This is a genomic window from Acinetobacter harbinensis (genome assembly GCF_000816495.1).
Lineage (GTDB): Bacteria > Pseudomonadota > Gammaproteobacteria > Pseudomonadales > Moraxellaceae > Acinetobacter > Acinetobacter harbinensis.
The window spans coordinates 1636491-1655470 of the sequence record NZ_JXBK01000001.1; the positions used below are offsets into that span (position 1 = coordinate 1636491).

18 protein-coding genes are annotated in these 18980 nt (G+C 43.5%); 5 read left to right on the top strand and 13 right to left on the bottom strand.

Going from position 1 to position 18980, the window contains the following annotated elements; all coding sequences use genetic code 11:
- The 11 genes from SE27_RS14450 to SE27_RS07695 form a co-directional block, all read right to left on the bottom strand.
- Window positions 1–165 (bottom strand): thiolase family protein (locus SE27_RS14450; RefSeq protein WP_455549992.1); only part of this gene is annotated, 165 nt, incomplete at its 3' end.
- A 132-nt stretch (window positions 166–297) separates the two neighbouring features.
- Entirely contained in the window at window positions 298–951 is a 654-nt protein-coding gene (locus SE27_RS07650; RefSeq protein ID WP_039622281.1) for a 3-oxoacid CoA-transferase subunit B, read from the bottom strand.
- A 15-nt stretch (window positions 952–966) separates the two neighbouring features.
- Complete coding sequence (locus tag SE27_RS07655) at window positions 967–1638, bottom strand: 3-oxoacid CoA-transferase subunit A (protein WP_039622282.1); 672 nt, start codon at window positions 1636–1638, stop codon at window positions 967–969.
- Between the two features lie 42 nt (window positions 1639–1680).
- Window positions 1681–2886, bottom strand: a complete 1206-nt coding sequence (gene benE, locus SE27_RS07660) for a benzoate/H(+) symporter BenE (RefSeq protein WP_039622283.1) — start codon at window positions 2884–2886, stop codon at window positions 1681–1683.
- 64 nt (window positions 2887–2950) lie between these two features.
- Window positions 2951–3733, bottom strand: coding sequence for a benzoate diol dehydrogenase BenD (gene benD, locus SE27_RS07665; protein WP_039622285.1), 783 nt, complete (start codon window positions 3731–3733; stop codon window positions 2951–2953).
- A 16-nt stretch (window positions 3734–3749) separates the two neighbouring features.
- Window positions 3750–4766: a benzoate 1,2-dioxygenase electron transfer component BenC gene (gene benC, locus SE27_RS07670; protein WP_039622287.1), complete on the bottom strand. Its 1017-nt coding sequence runs from the start codon at window positions 4764–4766 to the stop codon at window positions 3750–3752.
- Window positions 4767–4850: 84 nt separating this feature from the next.
- On the bottom strand, window positions 4851–5360 hold the full coding sequence (gene benB / locus SE27_RS07675; RefSeq protein ID WP_039622289.1) for a benzoate 1,2-dioxygenase small subunit: 510 nt from the start codon (window positions 5358–5360) through the stop codon (window positions 4851–4853).
- Window positions 5357–6742 (bottom strand): benzoate 1,2-dioxygenase large subunit, encoded by a 1386-nt coding sequence (benA, locus tag SE27_RS07680; RefSeq protein ID WP_039622290.1) that lies wholly within the window; start codon window positions 6740–6742, stop codon window positions 5357–5359. The genes benB and benA overlap by 4 nt, the downstream gene beginning before the upstream one ends.
- A gap of 80 nt (window positions 6743–6822) precedes the next feature.
- Entirely contained in the window at window positions 6823–7743 is a 921-nt protein-coding gene (gene catA, locus SE27_RS07685) for a catechol 1,2-dioxygenase (RefSeq protein ID WP_039622291.1), read from the bottom strand.
- A 160-nt stretch (window positions 7744–7903) separates the two neighbouring features.
- Window positions 7904–8194, bottom strand: coding sequence for a muconolactone Delta-isomerase (gene catC / locus SE27_RS07690; RefSeq protein ID WP_039622293.1), 291 nt, complete (start codon window positions 8192–8194; stop codon window positions 7904–7906).
- Between the two features lie 18 nt (window positions 8195–8212).
- On the bottom strand, window positions 8213–9319 hold the full coding sequence (locus tag SE27_RS07695) for a muconate/chloromuconate family cycloisomerase (RefSeq protein ID WP_039622295.1): 1107 nt from the start codon (window positions 9317–9319) through the stop codon (window positions 8213–8215).
- Between the two features lie 114 nt (window positions 9320–9433).
- Here SE27_RS07695 and SE27_RS07700 point away from each other — a divergent pair, with 114 nt between their 5' ends.
- From SE27_RS07700 to SE27_RS07720, 5 genes are all read left to right on the top strand, one after another.
- Entirely contained in the window at window positions 9434–10348 is a 915-nt protein-coding gene (locus tag SE27_RS07700; protein ID WP_039622296.1) for a LysR family transcriptional regulator, read from the top strand.
- 354 nt (window positions 10349–10702) lie between these two features.
- Window positions 10703–12076 (top strand): MFS transporter, encoded by a 1374-nt coding sequence (locus SE27_RS07705; RefSeq protein WP_039622298.1) that lies wholly within the window; start codon window positions 10703–10705, stop codon window positions 12074–12076.
- 109 nt (window positions 12077–12185) lie between these two features.
- A complete protein-coding gene (locus SE27_RS07710) occupies window positions 12186–13523 on the top strand; it encodes a DcaP family trimeric outer membrane transporter (RefSeq protein ID WP_039622300.1) in 1338 nt (445 codons plus the stop codon).
- A 290-nt stretch (window positions 13524–13813) separates the two neighbouring features.
- A complete protein-coding gene (locus SE27_RS07715; RefSeq protein WP_039623877.1) occupies window positions 13814–14311 on the top strand; it encodes a MarR family winged helix-turn-helix transcriptional regulator in 498 nt (165 codons plus the stop codon).
- A 654-nt stretch (window positions 14312–14965) separates the two neighbouring features.
- A complete protein-coding gene (locus SE27_RS07720) occupies window positions 14966–16333 on the top strand; it encodes an MFS transporter (RefSeq protein WP_039622303.1) in 1368 nt (455 codons plus the stop codon).
- A 472-nt stretch (window positions 16334–16805) separates the two neighbouring features.
- Here the strand turns inward: SE27_RS07720 and SE27_RS07725 are convergent, their stop codons facing one another.
- Window positions 16806–18215, bottom strand: a complete 1410-nt coding sequence (locus SE27_RS07725) for a short-chain fatty acid transporter (protein ID WP_039622305.1) — start codon at window positions 18213–18215, stop codon at window positions 16806–16808.
- Between the two features lie 134 nt (window positions 18216–18349).
- Window positions 18350–18979 carry a 3-oxoacid CoA-transferase subunit B gene (locus tag SE27_RS07730; protein WP_039622307.1) on the bottom strand — a complete coding sequence of 210 codons (630 nt, stop codon included), beginning with the start codon at window positions 18977–18979 and terminating at the stop codon, window positions 18350–18352.
- Window position 18980: the final 1 nt, after the last annotated feature.

Below are 18980 nucleotides of genomic sequence, written 5' to 3' on the forward strand. Positions count from 1 at the left end.
GCCATACATTACATCATCGACCAAGGCCCAATTCACCGATGGATTACGTTGCATCAAGGCTTTAATCGGTAAAGCGCCCAAGTCATCGGTACGAATAGCAGCCAGACCACCAGCATAACGACCAAAGGGAGTCCGAATAGCATCTACAATATAGGCATTTTTCATATTTATGTTCTCTGCAATTCTTGCTTAATAGCATTTGGGTTAAAGGACGCAGGCTTTCGATGACGCTTTTTAAATGAAGCTAGACGTCTGACTTTAAACAATGCATTGCGCAAGATTGAATCTATTTAAAAATTAAGCATTGGTTGCATCAATGAGTTTGGCACCCGTCACCGCTTGCAACGCTTCAAAGGTTAAGCCGTCAACTTTCTCAATCACTTTCATGCCATCTGCCGTGACATCAATCACACAAAGGTCGGTATAAATACGATCGACACATTTCAGACCGGTGGCCGGATAAGAGAGCGCTGCCACGATTTTGGGTTCGCCTTGTTTGGTCATATGGTCGGTGGTGACAAAGACTTTTTTTGCACCTACCGCTAAATCCATCGCACCGCCTACGGCAGGAATGGCATCGGGTGCTCCAGTATGCCAATTGGCCAAATCACCATTTTCGGCCACTTGAAAGGCACCCAATACACAAATATCTAAATGACCACCGCGCATCATGGCAAAGGAGTCACCATGATGAAAAAATGCGCCGCCTTTCAGCAGCGTGACAAATTCTTTACCGGCATTGATCAGTTCAGGATCACGGTCTTGTTCGGCAGGTGGTGGGCCAAAGGCCAACAGGCCATTTTCAGAATGTAAAAATACGTCTTTATCTGCGGGTAAATAGTTAGAGATTTTAGTCGGTAAACCAATACCAAGATTGACATACGCGCCATCTGGAATATCTTGTGCCACACGTGCCGCAATTTGGTCACGGCTTAATTTGCTATAACTCATTGTTATCTTCCTTGCTTATTGTGCAGGTTTGACCGCAACCACATGTTGAACAAAAATACCCGGAGTAATAATGTGCTCAGGATCGAGTGCGCCCAATTCAACCACTTCAGACACTTGTGCAATGGTCACTTCGGCTGCCATGGCCATAATGGGGCCAAAGTTACGTGCCGATTTGCGATACACCAAGTTGCCCCAACGGTCGCCTTGATGGGCTTTAATCAGGGCAAAATCGGCCTTGATTGGATTTTCCAGTACAAAGTCTTTGCCGTCATAGTTTAAGGTGGGTTTGCCTTCTGCCAGTAAAGTGCCGAAACCAGTGGGGGTATAAATCGGGCCAAGTCCCATACCTGCTGCTTGAATACGACAGGCCAAGTTGCCTTGTGGCACCAGTTCCAGTTCAATTTTACCGGCACGATAAATTTCATCAAAAACATACGAGTCGGATTGGCGTGGGAAAGAGCAAATAATTTTACGGACTGCGCCCGTTTTTAACAGTTTGGCTAAGCCATAATCGCCATTGCCGGCATTGTTATTGACAATAATCAGGTCTTTAACCCCCAGCTCAATTAAGCCATCAATCAGTTCAGCCGGTTGACCTGCGGTACCAAAACCACCAATCATGATGGTCGCGCCATCTTTAATTTGCATCAGTGCTTCAGTGAGTGAAGCAGAACTTTTATCAATCATAATGTTTCCTAGACAAGCAGCTGTCGATTAATGTTAAGAGCCTTAAGTTGAAGATGTAGCAGTGGTTTTGGCGGCAGGTTTACTTAAAACCAAATGCGCAATAACCCCAATACAAATCCCCCAAAATACCGAACTTAAGCCTAGAAAATGCATCCCTGAGGCCGTGGCTAAAAAGGTGATCAGCGCAGCATCACGATGTGCGTCACTTTTCATGGCCACCGTAATATTGGTGCCAATAGCACCCAGTAACGCCAAGCCGGCCAATGCCGCCACCAACTCTTTAGGTAATAGACTAAACAGCATGACAATGCTGCCGGCAAATAAACCGCCTAAAATATAAAAAATACCGTTGGCAATACCGGCGATATAACGTTTTTCTTTGAGTTCATGCGCATCTTTACCCATGCATAACGCCGCGGTAATGGAGGCCAGTACAATGGTAATACCACCGACACAGGCCACGGCCAATGACGCAATACTGGTGGCGGTAATAATCGGTTTGGCTGGCGTGTCATAACCACTGATTTTCATCATCGCCATGCCGGGTAAAAACTGTCCGCTGAGGCTGACCAAAATCAAAGGAATTGCCAGATTCAAAGTCGAATTCCAGCTCCACTGCGGACGAATAAACTGTGGAATGGCCAAACTGAAATGCACATCGACCGGATTCATTTTGCCTAAAAATAGACTTAAGCCCACACCGCAGACCAATACCCACACCATGGCATAGCGCGGCACTAAACGCTTGGCAACTAAAAAGACCGCCAACATGCCAAAGACAATGGTAGGCATGCTATCGCTTGCGGTAAACAGTCCCAAACCAAATTGAAATAAGATACCGGCCATCATACCGGCGGCAACATCTTGCGGAATCCATCGCAGTAATTTGTCGAAGTAACCGGTAATACCGACCAAAAAAATCACCACGGCAGAGGTGATGTAGGCTGCGACTGCTTCATTTAGCGAAATATGCGGAAAGAGCGTCACCAACAGCGCCGTGCCGGGTGCAGACCATGCGGTAATAATCGGAACTTTATATTTGATGGAGAGGAAAATACCGGCTACGGCAGCACCAATCGAGATGCCCCAAATCCATGAAATCATCATGGCGCTGGACACTTGCGCTTTTTGCGCTGCTTGGAAAAAGATGATCAGTGGGCCTGAATAGGAAATCAGCACGGCCAAAAATCCTGCGACAGTGGCTGATATTGACCAATCATCTTTGAGCGTTTTTAACAGGGTGGCCATTGGGCTTTTTGCCTCCATGCGTAGAATGCAATGATCCTGTTGATCTTGAGTGACTTCAGAGCATTTAACCCTGATCGCCACCGCCTACAGGAACAACCGTACCTGTAATATATGAAGCATCGTCGGATGCCAAAAATACAATGGCATTGACTTGTTCTTGAATGCTGCCGTAACGTCCTAAAAAGCTACGATCAATGGTTTGATCGACCACTTGTTGCATCCAATTTTGTTCAGATTCGGTTAAAGGATTGGCATTGCGCGGTACTTTTCGTGGTGGCGCTTCTGTGCCACCGGTGGCTACAGCGTTGACCCGAATGCCATCTTGCGCATGTTCAAATGCCAGCGCTGCGGTTAAGGCATTTACGCCGCCTTTAGAGGCTGAATAGGGCACACGGTTAATACCGCGTGTGGCCACAGAGGAGACATTGACAATGCTGCCGTGCTGATTTTTAATCATCTCAGGCAACACCGCACGGCAACACCACATGGTCGGAAACAATGAGCGATTCACTTCCTTGATAATTTCTTGTTCAGAAAACTCTTGGAACGGTTTCATCCAAATTGCACCGCCGACATTGTTAATCAACACGTCAACACGGCCATAGCTGGCCAAAGCCTGTGCCACCACGGATTCTGCACCGGCAAAGGTTTCTAAATCCGCGCGAACAGTGATGGCGTTGCCACCCGCGGCTTGAATTTCCGCCAAAACATCTTCGACATAGTCAGATAAATCTGCCATCACCACTTGTGCGCCTTCACTTGCGACCTGTAGCGCGACACCGCGACCAATGCCTTGCGCAGCACCAGTCACAATCACCACTTTATTTTGAAATCTTTGCTGGGTCATTTGATCGATTCTCCTGTTAGTTTGCTGAGAATTTTTCAAACAAGAAGTTGGCCGGTTTAACGCCTTCGGTGTCTAACCAACCACGTACCGCTTCAACCATCGGCACAGGGCCACATAGATAAACATCAACATCACCGCTATTGAGCCATTCATTGTCAATATGACCGGTGACATAACCTTTACGTTCATGCGTAGAGTCTGCATGCGCCACCACTGTACGGTAGTCAAACCAATCAAATTTCGCTTGCAGCTCATCAAGTTTTTCAATCGCAACCAAGTCGAAATCATTGGTCACACCAAACACCAAACGCACGGGATGTTCTGAACCTTTTTCTTCTAATACTTGTAGCATCGACATAAACGGCGCAATTCCCGTACCACCGGCAAGCATCAGCACAGGGCGATTAACAGGACGTAGATAAAAGCTACCGAATGGGCCAGCAAAGGTCATTTTGTCGCCCACTTTGGCGTTGTGAGCCAAGAACTCACTCATTTTGCCGTTTGGCACATTACGTACCACAAAACTGGTCAGACGATTACTCGGTTTAGAGCTAAACGAATATGAGCGGGTTTCTGTTGTGCCCGGAAGTTGAACATTGACATATTGACCGGCTAAAAAATGAATATCCGGTTGACCCTCATCCAGTTGAATATCAAAGGTAATGGTTGAATCGGATAAATTGTTGACGCAAGCCAGCGTGCCTTGAAATTGATGAATTTCTGTTTTACACACTTCCGATGAAGCCTGAATTTGAAACACGGCGTCCGAAGTTGGGCGACATTGGCACGCCAAGATATAACCTTCAGCGGCTTCTTCAGGGGTTAATGCATCTTCGATATATGCGTCTTCAGGCATGTCAAACGAACCTGATTCACAAAAAGCGCGGCATGTTCCGCATGCACCATCTCGGCAGTCCAACGGAATATTGATTTTTTGGCGATAGGCCGCATCAGACAGGGTTTCACCTTGTACGACACTGATAAAACGGGTAACGCCATCTTCAAATTGAAGTGCAACATTGAGGTTTGACATGGCTAACATCCTATAATAATTTTAAAACTCGTGGCATTCTCCAGCGCCTATTCCATAGCGCCAGAGAATTTGTTGCATTTACCGTTACAGGTGATAAACATCAATCACTTGATTGATATAGTCATTTTTAAGAATCACGTATTTATTTAAGATTTTAAATTGTTCCGATGAACAATCAATCACATAACGTGACATACCAAAGTAGCTATAAACGGTTTTATAACGAAAACTTAAGGTATTCCAATTAAAACGCACGGTGACTTGGTCGCCGTTTTGTTCAATCAGCTCAATATTGGCAATATTGTGACTGGTGCGCGTGTCCGGCATGGTGGCAGAAGAACGCTCCGTTTTAATTCGAAACACGCGGTCTTCTAAACCTTGACGGTCTGGATAATAAATTAACGAAATTTCAGTTTCTGGATCTTCGGTTAATTTGTCGTCGTCATCCCAAGCTGGCATCCAAAATTGCGCAGAAGGCGCGTAGCACTGTAACCAGTCATCCCATTGTTCATCATCTAAAAAACGCGCTTCTTTATATAGAAATTGAGCGATTTTTTCTAACGATACCGTGTTTAAAGTTGCGTCAGCATTCATGCGCTTTCTCCTTTAAGTTCAGCAAGTTCTTTTTCAGACACAATGGCTTTCTTCATTTGTTTAAGCCAATATTGATGCTGCGCCAGATACAAACCTTCATCTTCTGTTTTAATACAAGACAGCAATGGTTTTAGATGGATTTCATCGGCAGCTTCATCGGGGCCTTGAATCCAATGTTTCGAGCCGCGGCACATGTCGTTCCATTCCAGCGCAATACCGGCATAACCGGCTTGGCAGGCGCGGAATTCTTCAAGGTCGTCGGGAGTGGCCATACCGGAGGCATTAAAGAAATCTTCATACTGACGAATACGACGGGTACGGGATTCTTTGTCTTCACCGACTGGGCCGATACAATAAATGGTGACTTCAGTTCGATCGACTGAAATCGGGCGCAGTACGCGAATTTGTGAACCGAACTGATCCATAAAATACACGTTTGGATACAAGCATAAGTTACGTGAACGCTCGATCATCCATTTGGACATCGCTGCGCCGTATTTTTCGGTATATTCTTCGGCTTTTGGAAAGTTTGGACGGTCTTCCGGATTGGCCCATTGCGTCCAAAGCAACATATGACCATGTTCAAAACCATAAGAACCACCGCCTTGTTTGCCCCATGAACCGGCACTCATGGCACGAATATTATCTGCCGCTTGCGCTTCTTTACGGTGCTGGGTGGTGGCTGCATAGTTCCAATGTACGGCAGAGACGTGATAACCATCAGCGCCATTTTCAGCGGTTAATTTCCAGTTGCCTTCATAGGTATAGCTAGATGAGCCACGTAATACTTCGAGACCTTGATCAGACTGACCCACAATCATGTCAATAATTTTGGTGGTTTCACCCAAGAATTCTGCAAGGGAAGGAACGTCCGGATTAAGGCTGCCAAATAAGAAGCCTTTATAACTTTCAAAACGCGGTACTTTTTTTAAATCGTGTGAGCCATCTTGGTTGAAGCAATCAGAATAGCCAGCATCTGCGGGGTCTTTAACTTTGAGTAATTTACCCGAGTTGTTAAAAGTCCAACCATGAAACGGGCAGGTATAGGTCGCTTTATTGCCTTTTTTATGACGACATAACTGCGCGCCGCGGTGTGAACAGGCATTGATCATGGCGTTCAATTCACCGGCACGATTGCGTGCCACGATGATCGGTTGACGGCCAATATAGGTGGTATAAAAATCGTTGTTATTCGGAATTTGACTTTCGTGTGCCAAGTAGACCCAGTTGCCTTCGAAGATGTATTTCATCTCTAAATCAAACAAGGCTTGATCGGTAAAGACTGAACGATGCAGCTTAAATTCACCTGTTTCAAAATTATCGACAAGCAATTCGTCAATACGATCTAGATGGCTGGTGTTAATTACAGGAATACGCGGCATGTCCGTTCTCCGACTTGGCAAATGGGGCTCAGTCTCCCAGATCTCTCTAAAACAGCGATCTGGGGGGACTTAAAATATAATTAAGCGCTTACGCGGCGACGTTCAACTTCAGAGCTTGGTGCTTGAGCAACATCTTTGACCAGTTGAAAATCAAAATTAATGTGTTTGACCGGTTTGTCTTGACCGCGTTTAGCCAGTTCAGCCGGATCGGTAATATCAGAAACTGATGCAACCAAGCCTTCGCGCGTTGCGAATGCAAAGTCATCCCACAGGTACTTGTCACCTTCGATATTGAACTGCGTGGTAAGTTTGCGATAACCCGGTGCAGAGATGAAATAATGCACATGTGAAGGACGTTGACCATGACGACCCAGCTTATTTAATAAGGCTTGTGTGGTGCCTTCTGGCGGACAACCATAACCAACCGGCATGGTGGTTTGAGCCACGTATTTGCCATCGGCATCGGCTAAAATTGTACGGCGCAAGTTAAATTCTGATTGTGAGCTGTCAAAGAAAGAATAGTTGCCTAAGCTGTTGGCATGCCAAATTTCAACTTTAGCATTCGGAATAATCTGACCATCGGTGTCTGTGATGATTCCTTCGATAAATAAAGTATCAACATGATCTGATTCAGAACCGTCATCCATACGTGCAAAGCCAACCGATTCCGGTGCGCCTGCTACATATAATGGACCTTCAATTGTGCGCGGCGTACCACCAGTAATACCGGCTTTGGCATCCACTTCATCGGCATGTAGATCTAAGAAATGCTCTACACCCAAACCTGCCACCAAAAGGCCAAGTTCATTCGATTTACTCGAATCGACGATATATTCTAAACCTTTCCAAACTTCAGTTTGTGTTAGGTCTAAATCTTGAATCGCTTGGAAAAAGTCACCCAGTAAACGCACAATCACCTGTTGTAGGCGTTCATCGACAGCGCCGGTGGCAGTATCTACGTTCATCTCTTTGACTAATTGATCGATCTCTTGACGGTTCATACAATTGCTCCTGAAGTATCTCTTCATTTTCTTAGTGGCCGACGCTTTAGCTGTAATTTTGGCTGGCTAAACTGGGCTGGCCACAATCCTTGTGAGTTTTTCTTGTGTTGCTGCTTTTGCATAGAGGGAAAATAAATTTTCCATCACGCCTTTTTTTAAATTAACGATCATCCTCATGAATAGAAGAGGGATGACGATTCAGTGCCATCACCTCAATATTCATATACGGATAGAGCGGCAGACCTTGTAAAATGTTGTGCAGCTCTTCATTGCTCTCGACATCAAAAATACTGATGTTGGAATATTGGCCGCTAATGCGCCAAATGTGACGCCATTTCCCTTGGCGCTGTAAGTCATGTGAATAGGCTTTTTCTACCGCTTTAATTTCATTCGATTTTTCAACCGGCATATCCAATGGGATATTTACATCCATGCGAACTTGAAAAAGCATGTCTTACTCCTTGAATGACTAACGACGTAAGTTGTCAATTTTGTCTAAATCCATTTCGATACCTAAGCCGGCCACCGTAGGTAAAACCAACTCATAGTTTTGATATTGAAGTGGCGTTTTTAAAATATCTTCGGTTAACAGCAATGGCCCAAACAATTCAGTACCAAAGGCTAAACTTTCAAAGGTTGAAAACACATGCGCTGAGGCAATCGTGCCGACTGGACCTTCCAGCATGGTGCCGCCATATAAATCAATACCGGCAAGTTTGGCAATTTTCCCCACCTCACAGCCTTCGATTAAACCGCCAGACTGGGCAATTTTGACTGCAAAAACCGAAGCACCATTGTTACGCGCAATTTGATAGGCACTTTGTGGGCCGCATAACGACTCATCGGCCATAATGGCAATATCAAAACGACGGGTTAAGCGTTGCATCGCATCTAAGTTGTCAATGGCACACGGTTGTTCAATTAAATCGACACCGCCATCTTGTAATAACTGAATGCCTTTAATGGCTTCAAGTTCTGACCATGCGCGGTTCACATCTACCCGAATTGAAATATCTGCACCTAAGGCGTGTTTAATGGCCAAAACATGTGCCACATCTTCTTCAACAGGGCGTGAACCAATTTTAAGTTTAAAAATATTGTGACGTTTTAACGCAATCATTTTTTGCGCTTCGGCAATGTCCTTATCGGTATCGCCTGAAGCCAATACCCATAACACCGGCACGCTGTCACGCAAACGCCCACCCAACAGTTCACTCAGTGGCACGTTCAACATTTGTGCCTGAAGATCCAGTAAAGCCGTTTGAATGGCACATTTGGCAAAACGATTACCATTAATATTGCGTTTAATCGCGGTAATGGTTTGAGCCACATTTAAACCAGACAAAGATTTTAATAACGGCGCAAAATAAGTTTCAATATTGGTTTTAACACTTTCAGGGCTTTCATCGCCATAGCCTAAACCACCAATCGTGGTGGCTTCACCCCAACCGACTAAGCCTTCTGCGCTGGTTATTTTAACCAACACCAAGGTTTGGGTTTGCATGGTGGCAACCGCCATCTTGTGTGGACGAATCGTGGGAATTTCAACCAGCAATGTTTCTATGGATTTATACATTTTAAGCTTCTCAATCTTGCTTTGCCTGGCTCTTGTGATATACCTTAAAAGAATAAAGAATTACTGTCTAAGATTAATTTTGCATTTTATTATGCTTTAAAGGTATGGAGTATTATGGAGCTCAGACATTTACGTTATTTTGTTGCGGTGGTTGAAGAACAAAGTTTCACCAAAGCCGCGGAAAAGCTGTTTATTGCACAGCCACCGTTAAGCCGACAGATCCAAAACCTTGAAGCAGAGCTGGGTATACAGCTTTTCGAGCGCGGTAGCCGTCCATTACTCACCACCGAAGCCGGATTATTTTTCTATCAGCATGCGGTTAAACTTTTGTCTAATGCTGAAGAGATTAAAGCCATGACGCGCCGTGTTGGTATGGTTGAAAAAACCGTGACCATGGGGTTTGTCGGTTCTTTGCTATATGGCTTACTGCCCAAAATTGTCTATTTGTTTCGTCAGCAACAGTCACATTTAAAGGTAGAGCTGATTGAGATGAGCACCACCGAACAAATTAAGGCGCTGAAAGAGGGGCGAATTGATGTCGGTTTTGGGCGCTTAAGAATTTCTGATCCTGCGGTGCGGCGTGTGCTTTTAAGGGAAGAGCCGTTGATGGTGGCTGCTCATTCAAGTCATCCACTGGCGCTACAAAAACAGGGCGTCTATTTAACGGATATTGTCGATGAAAATTTATTTTTATATCCCAGTCATGCAAAACCGAATTTTTCCACTCAAGTCAGAGGCTTGTTCTCTGAATATAGTCTCGATCCCAAAAATATAAAAGAGGTGCGTGAAATTCAATTGGCACTCGGTTTGGTGGCTGCCGGTGAAGGTATTTGTATTGTGCCTGAAAGCGCCAGAACCATTCAATTGCCGCATTTGCACTATATTCCACTGTTAGATGATGGTGCGGTCAGTCCGATTTTCTTGGCCATTCGCAGCATGGATGAAAGTGAAGATATTCGTGCTTTATTTGATTGTATCTACCAAGTCTATGATCTTGAAGCTATTGTTTATGATCGTAATTTTATCTAAAATTCGAACATTTAAAGCTGAAGAATAAGAGGCTTTAAATGTTCGATTACAGCGCTTTTAAATGTTGCTGTAGGCGGCTAAAACTCCGTATCAGTTAAAATATGCCGAGCGATCAGCTCTCCCCATTTGATCGCTCGGCATATTTGTCAGGGCTGCCAAAATAATCAATTAAAAATAAAATCACTGCGTATCTGCCCAGCTGTTTTGGATATATCTTTAAAGTATTATTTTTACTTTTTAAAAATAAAGACTGAACCTTTTAGGTATGAATATATATGCAATCGGTTTTGGACAAAAAAAGCACTTTGCCGCATTGTTTGCACAAATCTAAAGATTCATGTGCAGGAGCGCGAAGTGAATACTCAAAAGTTAAATATTAATCATCTGGTGGATGAAGCCAAGTTCACGCCATTTCATTGGGGCGTGCTAATTTGGTGTTTAATGATTATTATTTTTGATGGCTATGATTTGGTCATTTATGGTGTGGTGTTACCTATTTTGATGCAAGAGTGGGCGCTAAGTGCAGTTCAAGCAGGATTGCTGGCCAGTACCGCGTTATTTGGCATGATGTTTGGTGCCATGAGTTTTGGCACACTCTCAGATAAATTGGGCCGTAAAAAAACCATCATGATTTGTATTGCGATTTTCAGTGGTTTTACTTTTCTAGGCGCTTTTGCCAGTTCACCGACGGAATTTGGTATTTTACGTTTTCTGGCCGGCTTAGGGATTGGCGGCGTGATGCCAAACGTGGTGGCATTGATGACCGAATATGCGCCAAAACGAATTCGCAGCACCTTGGTGGCCATTATGTTTAGTGGTTATGCCATTGGCGGTATGGCCTCTGCGCTATTGGGTGCATGGTTGGTGCCGGATTATGGCTGGAAAATCATGTTTTATTTGGCCAGTATTCCGCTATTTGTCTTGCCACTGATTTGGAAATTTCTCCCTGAATCCTTAATGTTCTTGACCAAAAAAGGCGATACCGAAAAAGCCCGTGCGATTGTGCGAAAAATTGCGCCACAACAAGTGCTACATGACGATACAGTCTTGGTGTTAAACGAAGCCACCATTGGTGATGATGCACCATTACGCGCTTTATTTCAGCAAGGTCGGATGTTTAGTACCTTAATGTTTTGGGCGGCATTCTTCATGTGTTTATTGATGGTTTATGCCTTAGGCAGTTGGTTACCTAAATTGATGATTCAAGCTGGCTACTCATTGGGGGCTAGCCTGATGTTCTTATTTGCACTGAATATTGGCGGTATGGTGGGTGCCATTGGCGGTGGTGTCTTGGCTGATAAATTCCACTTAAAACCAGTTTTGACCATCATGTTCACCGTGGGTGCAATTGCGTTAATTTTACTCGGATTTAACAGCCCACAAGCGGTACTTTATCTGCTAATTGGCGTGGCTGGAGCCGCGACTATTGGCTCACAAATTTTACTGTATACCTTTGTCGCACAGTTTTATCCAACCGCAGTTCGCTCTACAGGCATGGGCTGGGCATCGGGGATTGGACGTATTGGTGCTATTGTCGGACCCGTTTTGACCGGTGCATTACTCACGCTTGAATTACCGCATCAAATGAATTTTTTAGCCATCGCTATTCCTGGCGTTATTGCAGCCATTGCAATTTTCTTGGTGAACTTAAAAGCCTCTGTAGATGGTAAAACCCTTGCAGCGTCTAGTGCGAGCAACGCTGTCGGCCAAGAAAAGGCAACCCAGTAACTTTATATAATTTTCAATAAAGACAATAGTCTAAGTGATATAGATCGCCATCGTCGCGTTGGTGATCTATTGCTAGAATCGGATCCAACAATAAAAGAGTGAGTTTAGGATGAACAGCACGCAACCAACAATGAAACGTAACCTTGTCATGAGTATGCTGGCTTTAAGCATGGCCGGCATGAGCTTATCGACTCAGGCAAAAAGCAACAGCGAAGAAATTCAGCAGTTGCATCAAGAGGTACAAGAACTACGTGAATTGTTAAGCCAATATGCCGGCCAGCAAAAAATACAAGCACAACATTTGCAAGCGGTACAAGCCACATCGGCTACAACTGCTTTGCCTGTACAAGCACCAATGAGCGCAACTCAAAAAGGCTTAGGCATGACTGTGGGCAAAGCGGAAGTAAGCTTCTATGGTAACGTTCGTGCCGATGCTTCCTATCAAGCCGAAGGCGGGAGTGCAGCGCGACTTTATAACCAAATTAGTACTGTACCGTTAAAAGGATACAAAGAAAGTAGTGATCAATTTAAATCGACGCTTTCAGCGACACGTTTAGGCGCAGATTTTAAAACCAGCACCAAAGGCGGCGATGTGGGCGGTAAAATTGAGGTCGACTTTTTGGGTGGTCCGGGTTTGGATACCTTGCGTATTCGTCATGCCTATGTAAATTATAACGATTGGTTGATTGGTCAAACGTGGTCAAACTTTGCCGTACCCGATTATATGCCAGAATCAATTGATGCTTTGGGCTATGTTGGCGGCGCGGTGAAACGTACACCACAAGTACGTCACACCACTAAATTTAATCCGGCCACTAATTTAGTGGTGGCATTAGAAGATCCAAAAGACGGCAGCTCAAACATGCGCTTACCGGCATTGACTGCACGTGTTAATCATAAAATCAGTGATACCGCAGCCATGAGTCTACGCGGCATGGTTAATGATAAAAGAACCGATGCCGACAATGAAACCGCGTGGGGCGTAGGTGCGGGCTTGAAATATGAAATGATGCCGGGCACCACGTTTAAGGCAGATTATTACCATGTGAAAGGCGACAGCAGTTTTGTTTCTTGGGCCAACAGTGGCTTTGTGGTGAATACCAATAAAGATATTGTTGCCACCAATGAATTCGATTCTATTACGGTGGGGTTAACCCAACAGTTTAATCCGCAGTGGCGCGGCACATTGGGCTATGGCTATATGAAAGCCGACAACAATCAAGACTATATCAATGCCTTGGCAGATAAATCCACCGCAAATAAAGATTTGTGGCAAGCTTGGGGCAACGTTTTTTATAGCCCGACCAAACCTTTAAGCTTTGGTCTGGAATATGTCTATGGTGAACGTAAAGCGTTCGGGCCAGTAGTAGATGTTAGTAACAATATCTTGAGCGGTACAACCGGTGAAGATAATCGCGTAAGTGCCGTAGCAATTTATAATTTTTAATTTGTACATCACTTCGTAAAAAAGCCGCTATTTTTTAATAGCGGCTTTTTTTATAACGCTGAGCTGCTCTTAATATCACTCAGCTTAAAAAAATAGATTTAATGGTCGCTGTACATCTCATGGATTCTTCACATCATTTAAACTTTTTTAAAGCCAAATAAAGCGGAGCATCGTCAGTTGCGTCATATTTAGAGCATTGATCGCGCAATTCCCAATTAAAGCCTTTGCCTATGCGTTTATATATGATAATTAAGGCAGTACCAATTTAAATAATGCATACAGGTTTAAATATGAGCCAACTAGACCCAAACGTCTATCAAAATTCAGTTGCTCCCATTCATAACCGACTTTGTTTTCGTTTATTTCAGGCCAGTAATACTTTAGATCGACAGTGCCAAAAGGAACTGGGCATTTCATCTATCCATTGGGCTGTATTGGGGGCTTTGTCTCGTCCATCGGTTCAAAGCGGTATGTCTTTTTCCGATTTAACCCAGTATGTGGGGGTCAGTCGACAAAGTTTAGACGGTGTACTAAAACGTCTTGAACGCACAGGCGAAGTACAGCGTGTCAGCGATCTGCACGATCGGCGTGTTAAAAATGTGGCTTTAACTGAAATAGGGCAACAGGCTTGGCTAGACTTACAGGCGAAAATTGCTGAGTTTTATCAGCAAACCTTTGAAGGCTTTTTATTCGATGATATGGTCACCTTGGTACATTTAATTAATAAGCTGAATGACGGTATGACTAAAGTAACGCTCAATCAACCTGAAAAAATAACTGTCAAATAAAAAAATACGCTTCATTTTAAGACCCAGAAGTCAAAGCATGAGCGCTTGGCTTTCTGGGGATTGTTGTGCCGATCAAGCACGCTTGCTGATCAAAAATGCTGATTTATTTTCCTCTCATCACAGTCTATTTTTGGTTATACAACCGCATTAAATTTTTCAATCCTCAATATAATCATATGAAATTTCACACATTATTTGAACGCAGATGCCGCGGTTTTATTATCTTAAATAAAACCGCTTAAATATCTGCATTCATTTGCCTCAAAAACGCGATATTTTACCAAGCAAAAATCCAGATATAGGACAGTAAGATGCTATTTAAAGTAAAATTCATATTTATATACAATTGATTTATATAGATAAAAAAATAAACTAAAAATAAGTATGTAATGCTGTTGACATATATTGGCTTTCTAATTAATTTGTTTAGTAATTCGACATTTTGTATCGAGGCCTGTGTTTTACTTTTAGCAAAAAATGACAATCAATTTGTCAGCTAGACGAATGAAAACAGATTTAAATGGAAAAAAATCTCATACGGAAATAATGAGCATTTTTAAATAAAACAATGGAAATGAGAAAAAATTAAATCACTTCGATTTTTTCTAAAAATATTCAAAAATAGTAATAATCATAAAGATCAAGGAGATGGTTATGCAGTACATAGATGTACACAAAGTGGTTGATCATGCGAAATTTAATAAATTTCATGCAAAAGTTTTGGCGTGGTGCTTTCTTATTATTATTATTGATGGCTATGACATTGCTGTTGCAGGTGCTGCACTACCGTCGATTATGACCGGTATGGGTGTAGATGCTTCAACTGCTGGCTTTATGGCCAGTTCTGCACTTTTCGGCATGATGTTTGGCGCTATATTTTTGGGCGCATTGTCCGATAAAATTGGTCGTAAGCTCACCATCGCGATTTGTGTATTTCTATTCAGTATCTTTACTGCAGCCGCCGGCTTTAGTAATGATCCGATCACGTTTAGTATTATGCGTTTCATTGCCGGATTAGGCATTGGTGGCGTGCTGCCAAATATTGTGGCGCAAATGACCGAATACTCACCGAAAAAAATTCGCAGTTTAATGACCACGTTTATGTTCTCAGGATATGCCATTGGCGGTATTTTAGCGGCGGTCATTGGTAAACAGTTTATTGTTGAATTTGGCTGGCAAGTGGTGTTTTTTGCAGCAGGCGTTCCTGTTTTATTGCTGCCTTTTATTATGAAATCGATGCCGGAATCTTTGGCCTATTTATTAAAGCGTCAAAACCAAAAAGATTTACAAAAAGTGGTTAAAGACATCGATCCGACGATTCAGATGGACACCACGGTGGTATTCACCCAAGCCATTAAAGCAGACACCGTAAATACCCCGATGGCACAGTTGTTTAAAGAAGGCCGTTCATTTAGTACTTTAATGTTCTGGGGCGCATATTTCACCGGTCTATTCATGGTGTATTCATTAAGCACATGGTTGACCAAATTAATGGCATTGTCTGGCTATACACTCGGGTCTGCTTTAAGTTTTGTGATTGCACTCAACGTTGGCGCAGTCGCAGGCTGTATCGTTGGGGGTTGGTTGGCTGATCGCTTCCATATTAAATGGGTCTTGGTGTCGATGTATGCGCTCGGCAGCGTGTTCTTGTATATGATGACCTTTAAAATGCCGACTGAAATCCTTTATTTCAATATTGCGATGGTCGGTGCATGTACCACAGGTGCACAAATTGTTGCCTATGCCTATTGCGGTCAGTTCTACCCAAGTGCAATTCGTGCCACAGGGATTGGGATGGCGGCAGGCGTGGGTCGCATGGGGGCAATCCTTGCGCCAGTATTGATTGGTTTTATTGTGGCGTTAAATCTACCGATTGAACAAAACTTTATGGTCATTGCCGCAGCCGGTTTAATTGGTGCAGTGGCGTTATCGTTTATTAATCACAAGCGCTCGGATGTGATACTAACCAGTAGCATCGAAACAGCAGCACCAGAAACCAAACTAAAAAGTGCCAATGGATAAATAAGCTTTAATCACGACCCACCTAATCCTTATTTTTGAGATGATTTTGTTTCATCATCAAGCCTAAGGGTTGGGTTTTTTTATGGGCGATACATGGGTAAGGTTCAAAACAGACGTATGGTATCTTTGCTTATCTCTAGAGGGATTTAAAAGTACTTCTGCGGGACTGTCTAAATCTATAATTAAATGCATCAAGTTGATACATCGCATCGTTTTCTGATAGAAATACGCTGGTTTTTAAAGCGGATGTCTCGTCGCTTATTGATCTTTTTTAATGGGATGACAGGACGACCAAAATTTTAAGCCATTGATTAATCAATTTGATCTTGCCTTGCTAACTCAAGCTTAAAAGCTGATTTATATAACAAGCACAATCTAAAAAGATAAGCAGCAAAGCTCATTGCCTTAAATGAAACAGATATAAAAAAAGGGCACGCGATGTGCCCTTAATGTATGCAGTTATAGATTGATTTTAAAAAGTGGCTGGCACGTAAGTGAGCGTACGACCTAAGATCCAGAGTAAGAATAAAACCAATGGCAGATGAAAAACCAACTGCGTCACGGTAAAACCAATCACATCTTTGGCTTTTAATTTTAAAATTCCCAGCATCGGTAACATAAAGAACGGATTGATTAAATTCGGTAATGCTTCAGCGGCATTATAAATTTGTACAGACCATCCCAAATGAACTTTTAAATCATGTGCCGCTTGCATAACATACGGCGCTTCAATAATCCATTTACCGCCACCGGACGGAATAAAGAAGCCTAAAATTGCAGAATACAGCCCCATCACAATCGCAAAGGTTTCTTTAGAGGCAATCGAGACAAAAAATTCAGCAATATAGTGAGACAGCGACAGATCTTGTGCATTCATGGCACTGGTCATAATGAAGGCAATGCTGCCATACAGGGGGAATTGGATCAGCACACCGGATATGGCCGGAACGGCTTTAGACACGGCATTTAAGAAGTTGCGCGGCGTACCATGCAGTGCAATGCCAAGCATTAAGAAAATAAAGTTATAGGTGTTTAGACTGGAAATGGCAATAATCGGATTGCTTTTGCCAAACTCATTGAACATCCAAATTAGCCCCAAAGCCACAATCAGAATGCTTAAAATAGGGGAGTTTTCTAACCAATCGCCCGGTCGTTTCTGTACTGGACTCTGTTTTTTCTCATCTTCAAACCCAATTGAAAAATCATCCATGGTTTTAATGCTGTTGCCTTTAGGTGCTGACCAAAAAGCAATCGCGATAGAGACGATAATCAGTACACCAGTCATAATCATCGACTGTGGCAAGAAGATGGTTTCAGTGAATGGAATTACGCCGGTTAAATTGTAGATCGGTTCAGGTAGACTGGCTTTATTGGCTTGCAGCTGGGCCGCAGAAGAACTAATTCCCAACGCCCACGTTGCGCCCATGCCGATAATGGCCGCTGCTGCCGCGGCGCGATAATCCATATTAAGCTCTTTACGCTTGGCCAATGCAATCACTAAAAGCGCGGTCAATACGGTACTCATGGCCCAGTTGATTAAAGAGACCGATAAGCTGACCATGGCCACCATGACAATGGCATTACGCCCTGAAGTGGGGATTTTGGCCAGCTTATCAATTAACATGCCGACGGGTTTCGATACAGACACCACATAACCGACCACAATCAACATACACATTTGCATGGTGAACGGAATCAAACTCCAAAAGCCATTTCCAAATGAAAGTGCGACACTCTGAATGGGCGCGCCAATTGCCATCGCGGCAAGAGCCACAATCACCACACCCAGCAGTGCAAAAATATACGAGTCAGGAAACCACTTTTCTGACCAGTCACTGACTTTTAAGGCAAATCGTTGCAAGATATTTTGCGAGTTATCCATACTCTACATTCCTTGTGGGGTTTGGTTGTTTTAAAACTTTTTTTAAAGATCATGAGGCCTTGCCGAAATGATTTCCCCCCATGCTAAAAAAGACATGAGGGGAAATCGGCAATCACGTTTAAATGAAATATTTTTTACTGTAGCAGTGGTACACCGGTAACTTTTTGAATGTCCTCAAAACTGACATCGGTGGCCAGTTCAATTAATTTCACCCCTTCAGCGGTAATATCCATCACGCCCAAATCACTAATAATGCGCTGTACTACGGCTTTTCCGGTCAGTGGCAGGGCGCATTTTGGTACAATTTTTGCCGTGCCATCTTTGGCGCAGTGTTCCATTAACACCACCACTTTTTGTACGCCTGCGACCAAATCCATTGCGCCGCCCATACCTTTGACTTTTTTACCCGGAATCATCCAATTGGCCAAGTCGCCGCTTTCAGAAACTTCCATGGCACCTAAAATCGCAATGTTGACGTGACCGCCACGAATCATGGCAAAAGATTCGGCACTGGAGAAAAAAGCCGCCCCTTTACGTGCCGTCACGGTTTGTTTGCCGGCATTAATTAAATCGGCATCGACCGTGTCTTGAGTGGGAAATTCACCAATCCCAAGTAAGCCATTTTCTGACTGTAACCAGACATCCATATGTTCAGGAATATAGTTCGCCACCAACGTCGGTAGGCCAATGCCTAAATTGACATAAAAACCATCTTCAAGTTCTAAAGCTGCACGCTGTGCCATTTCATTACGAGTCCATGCCATT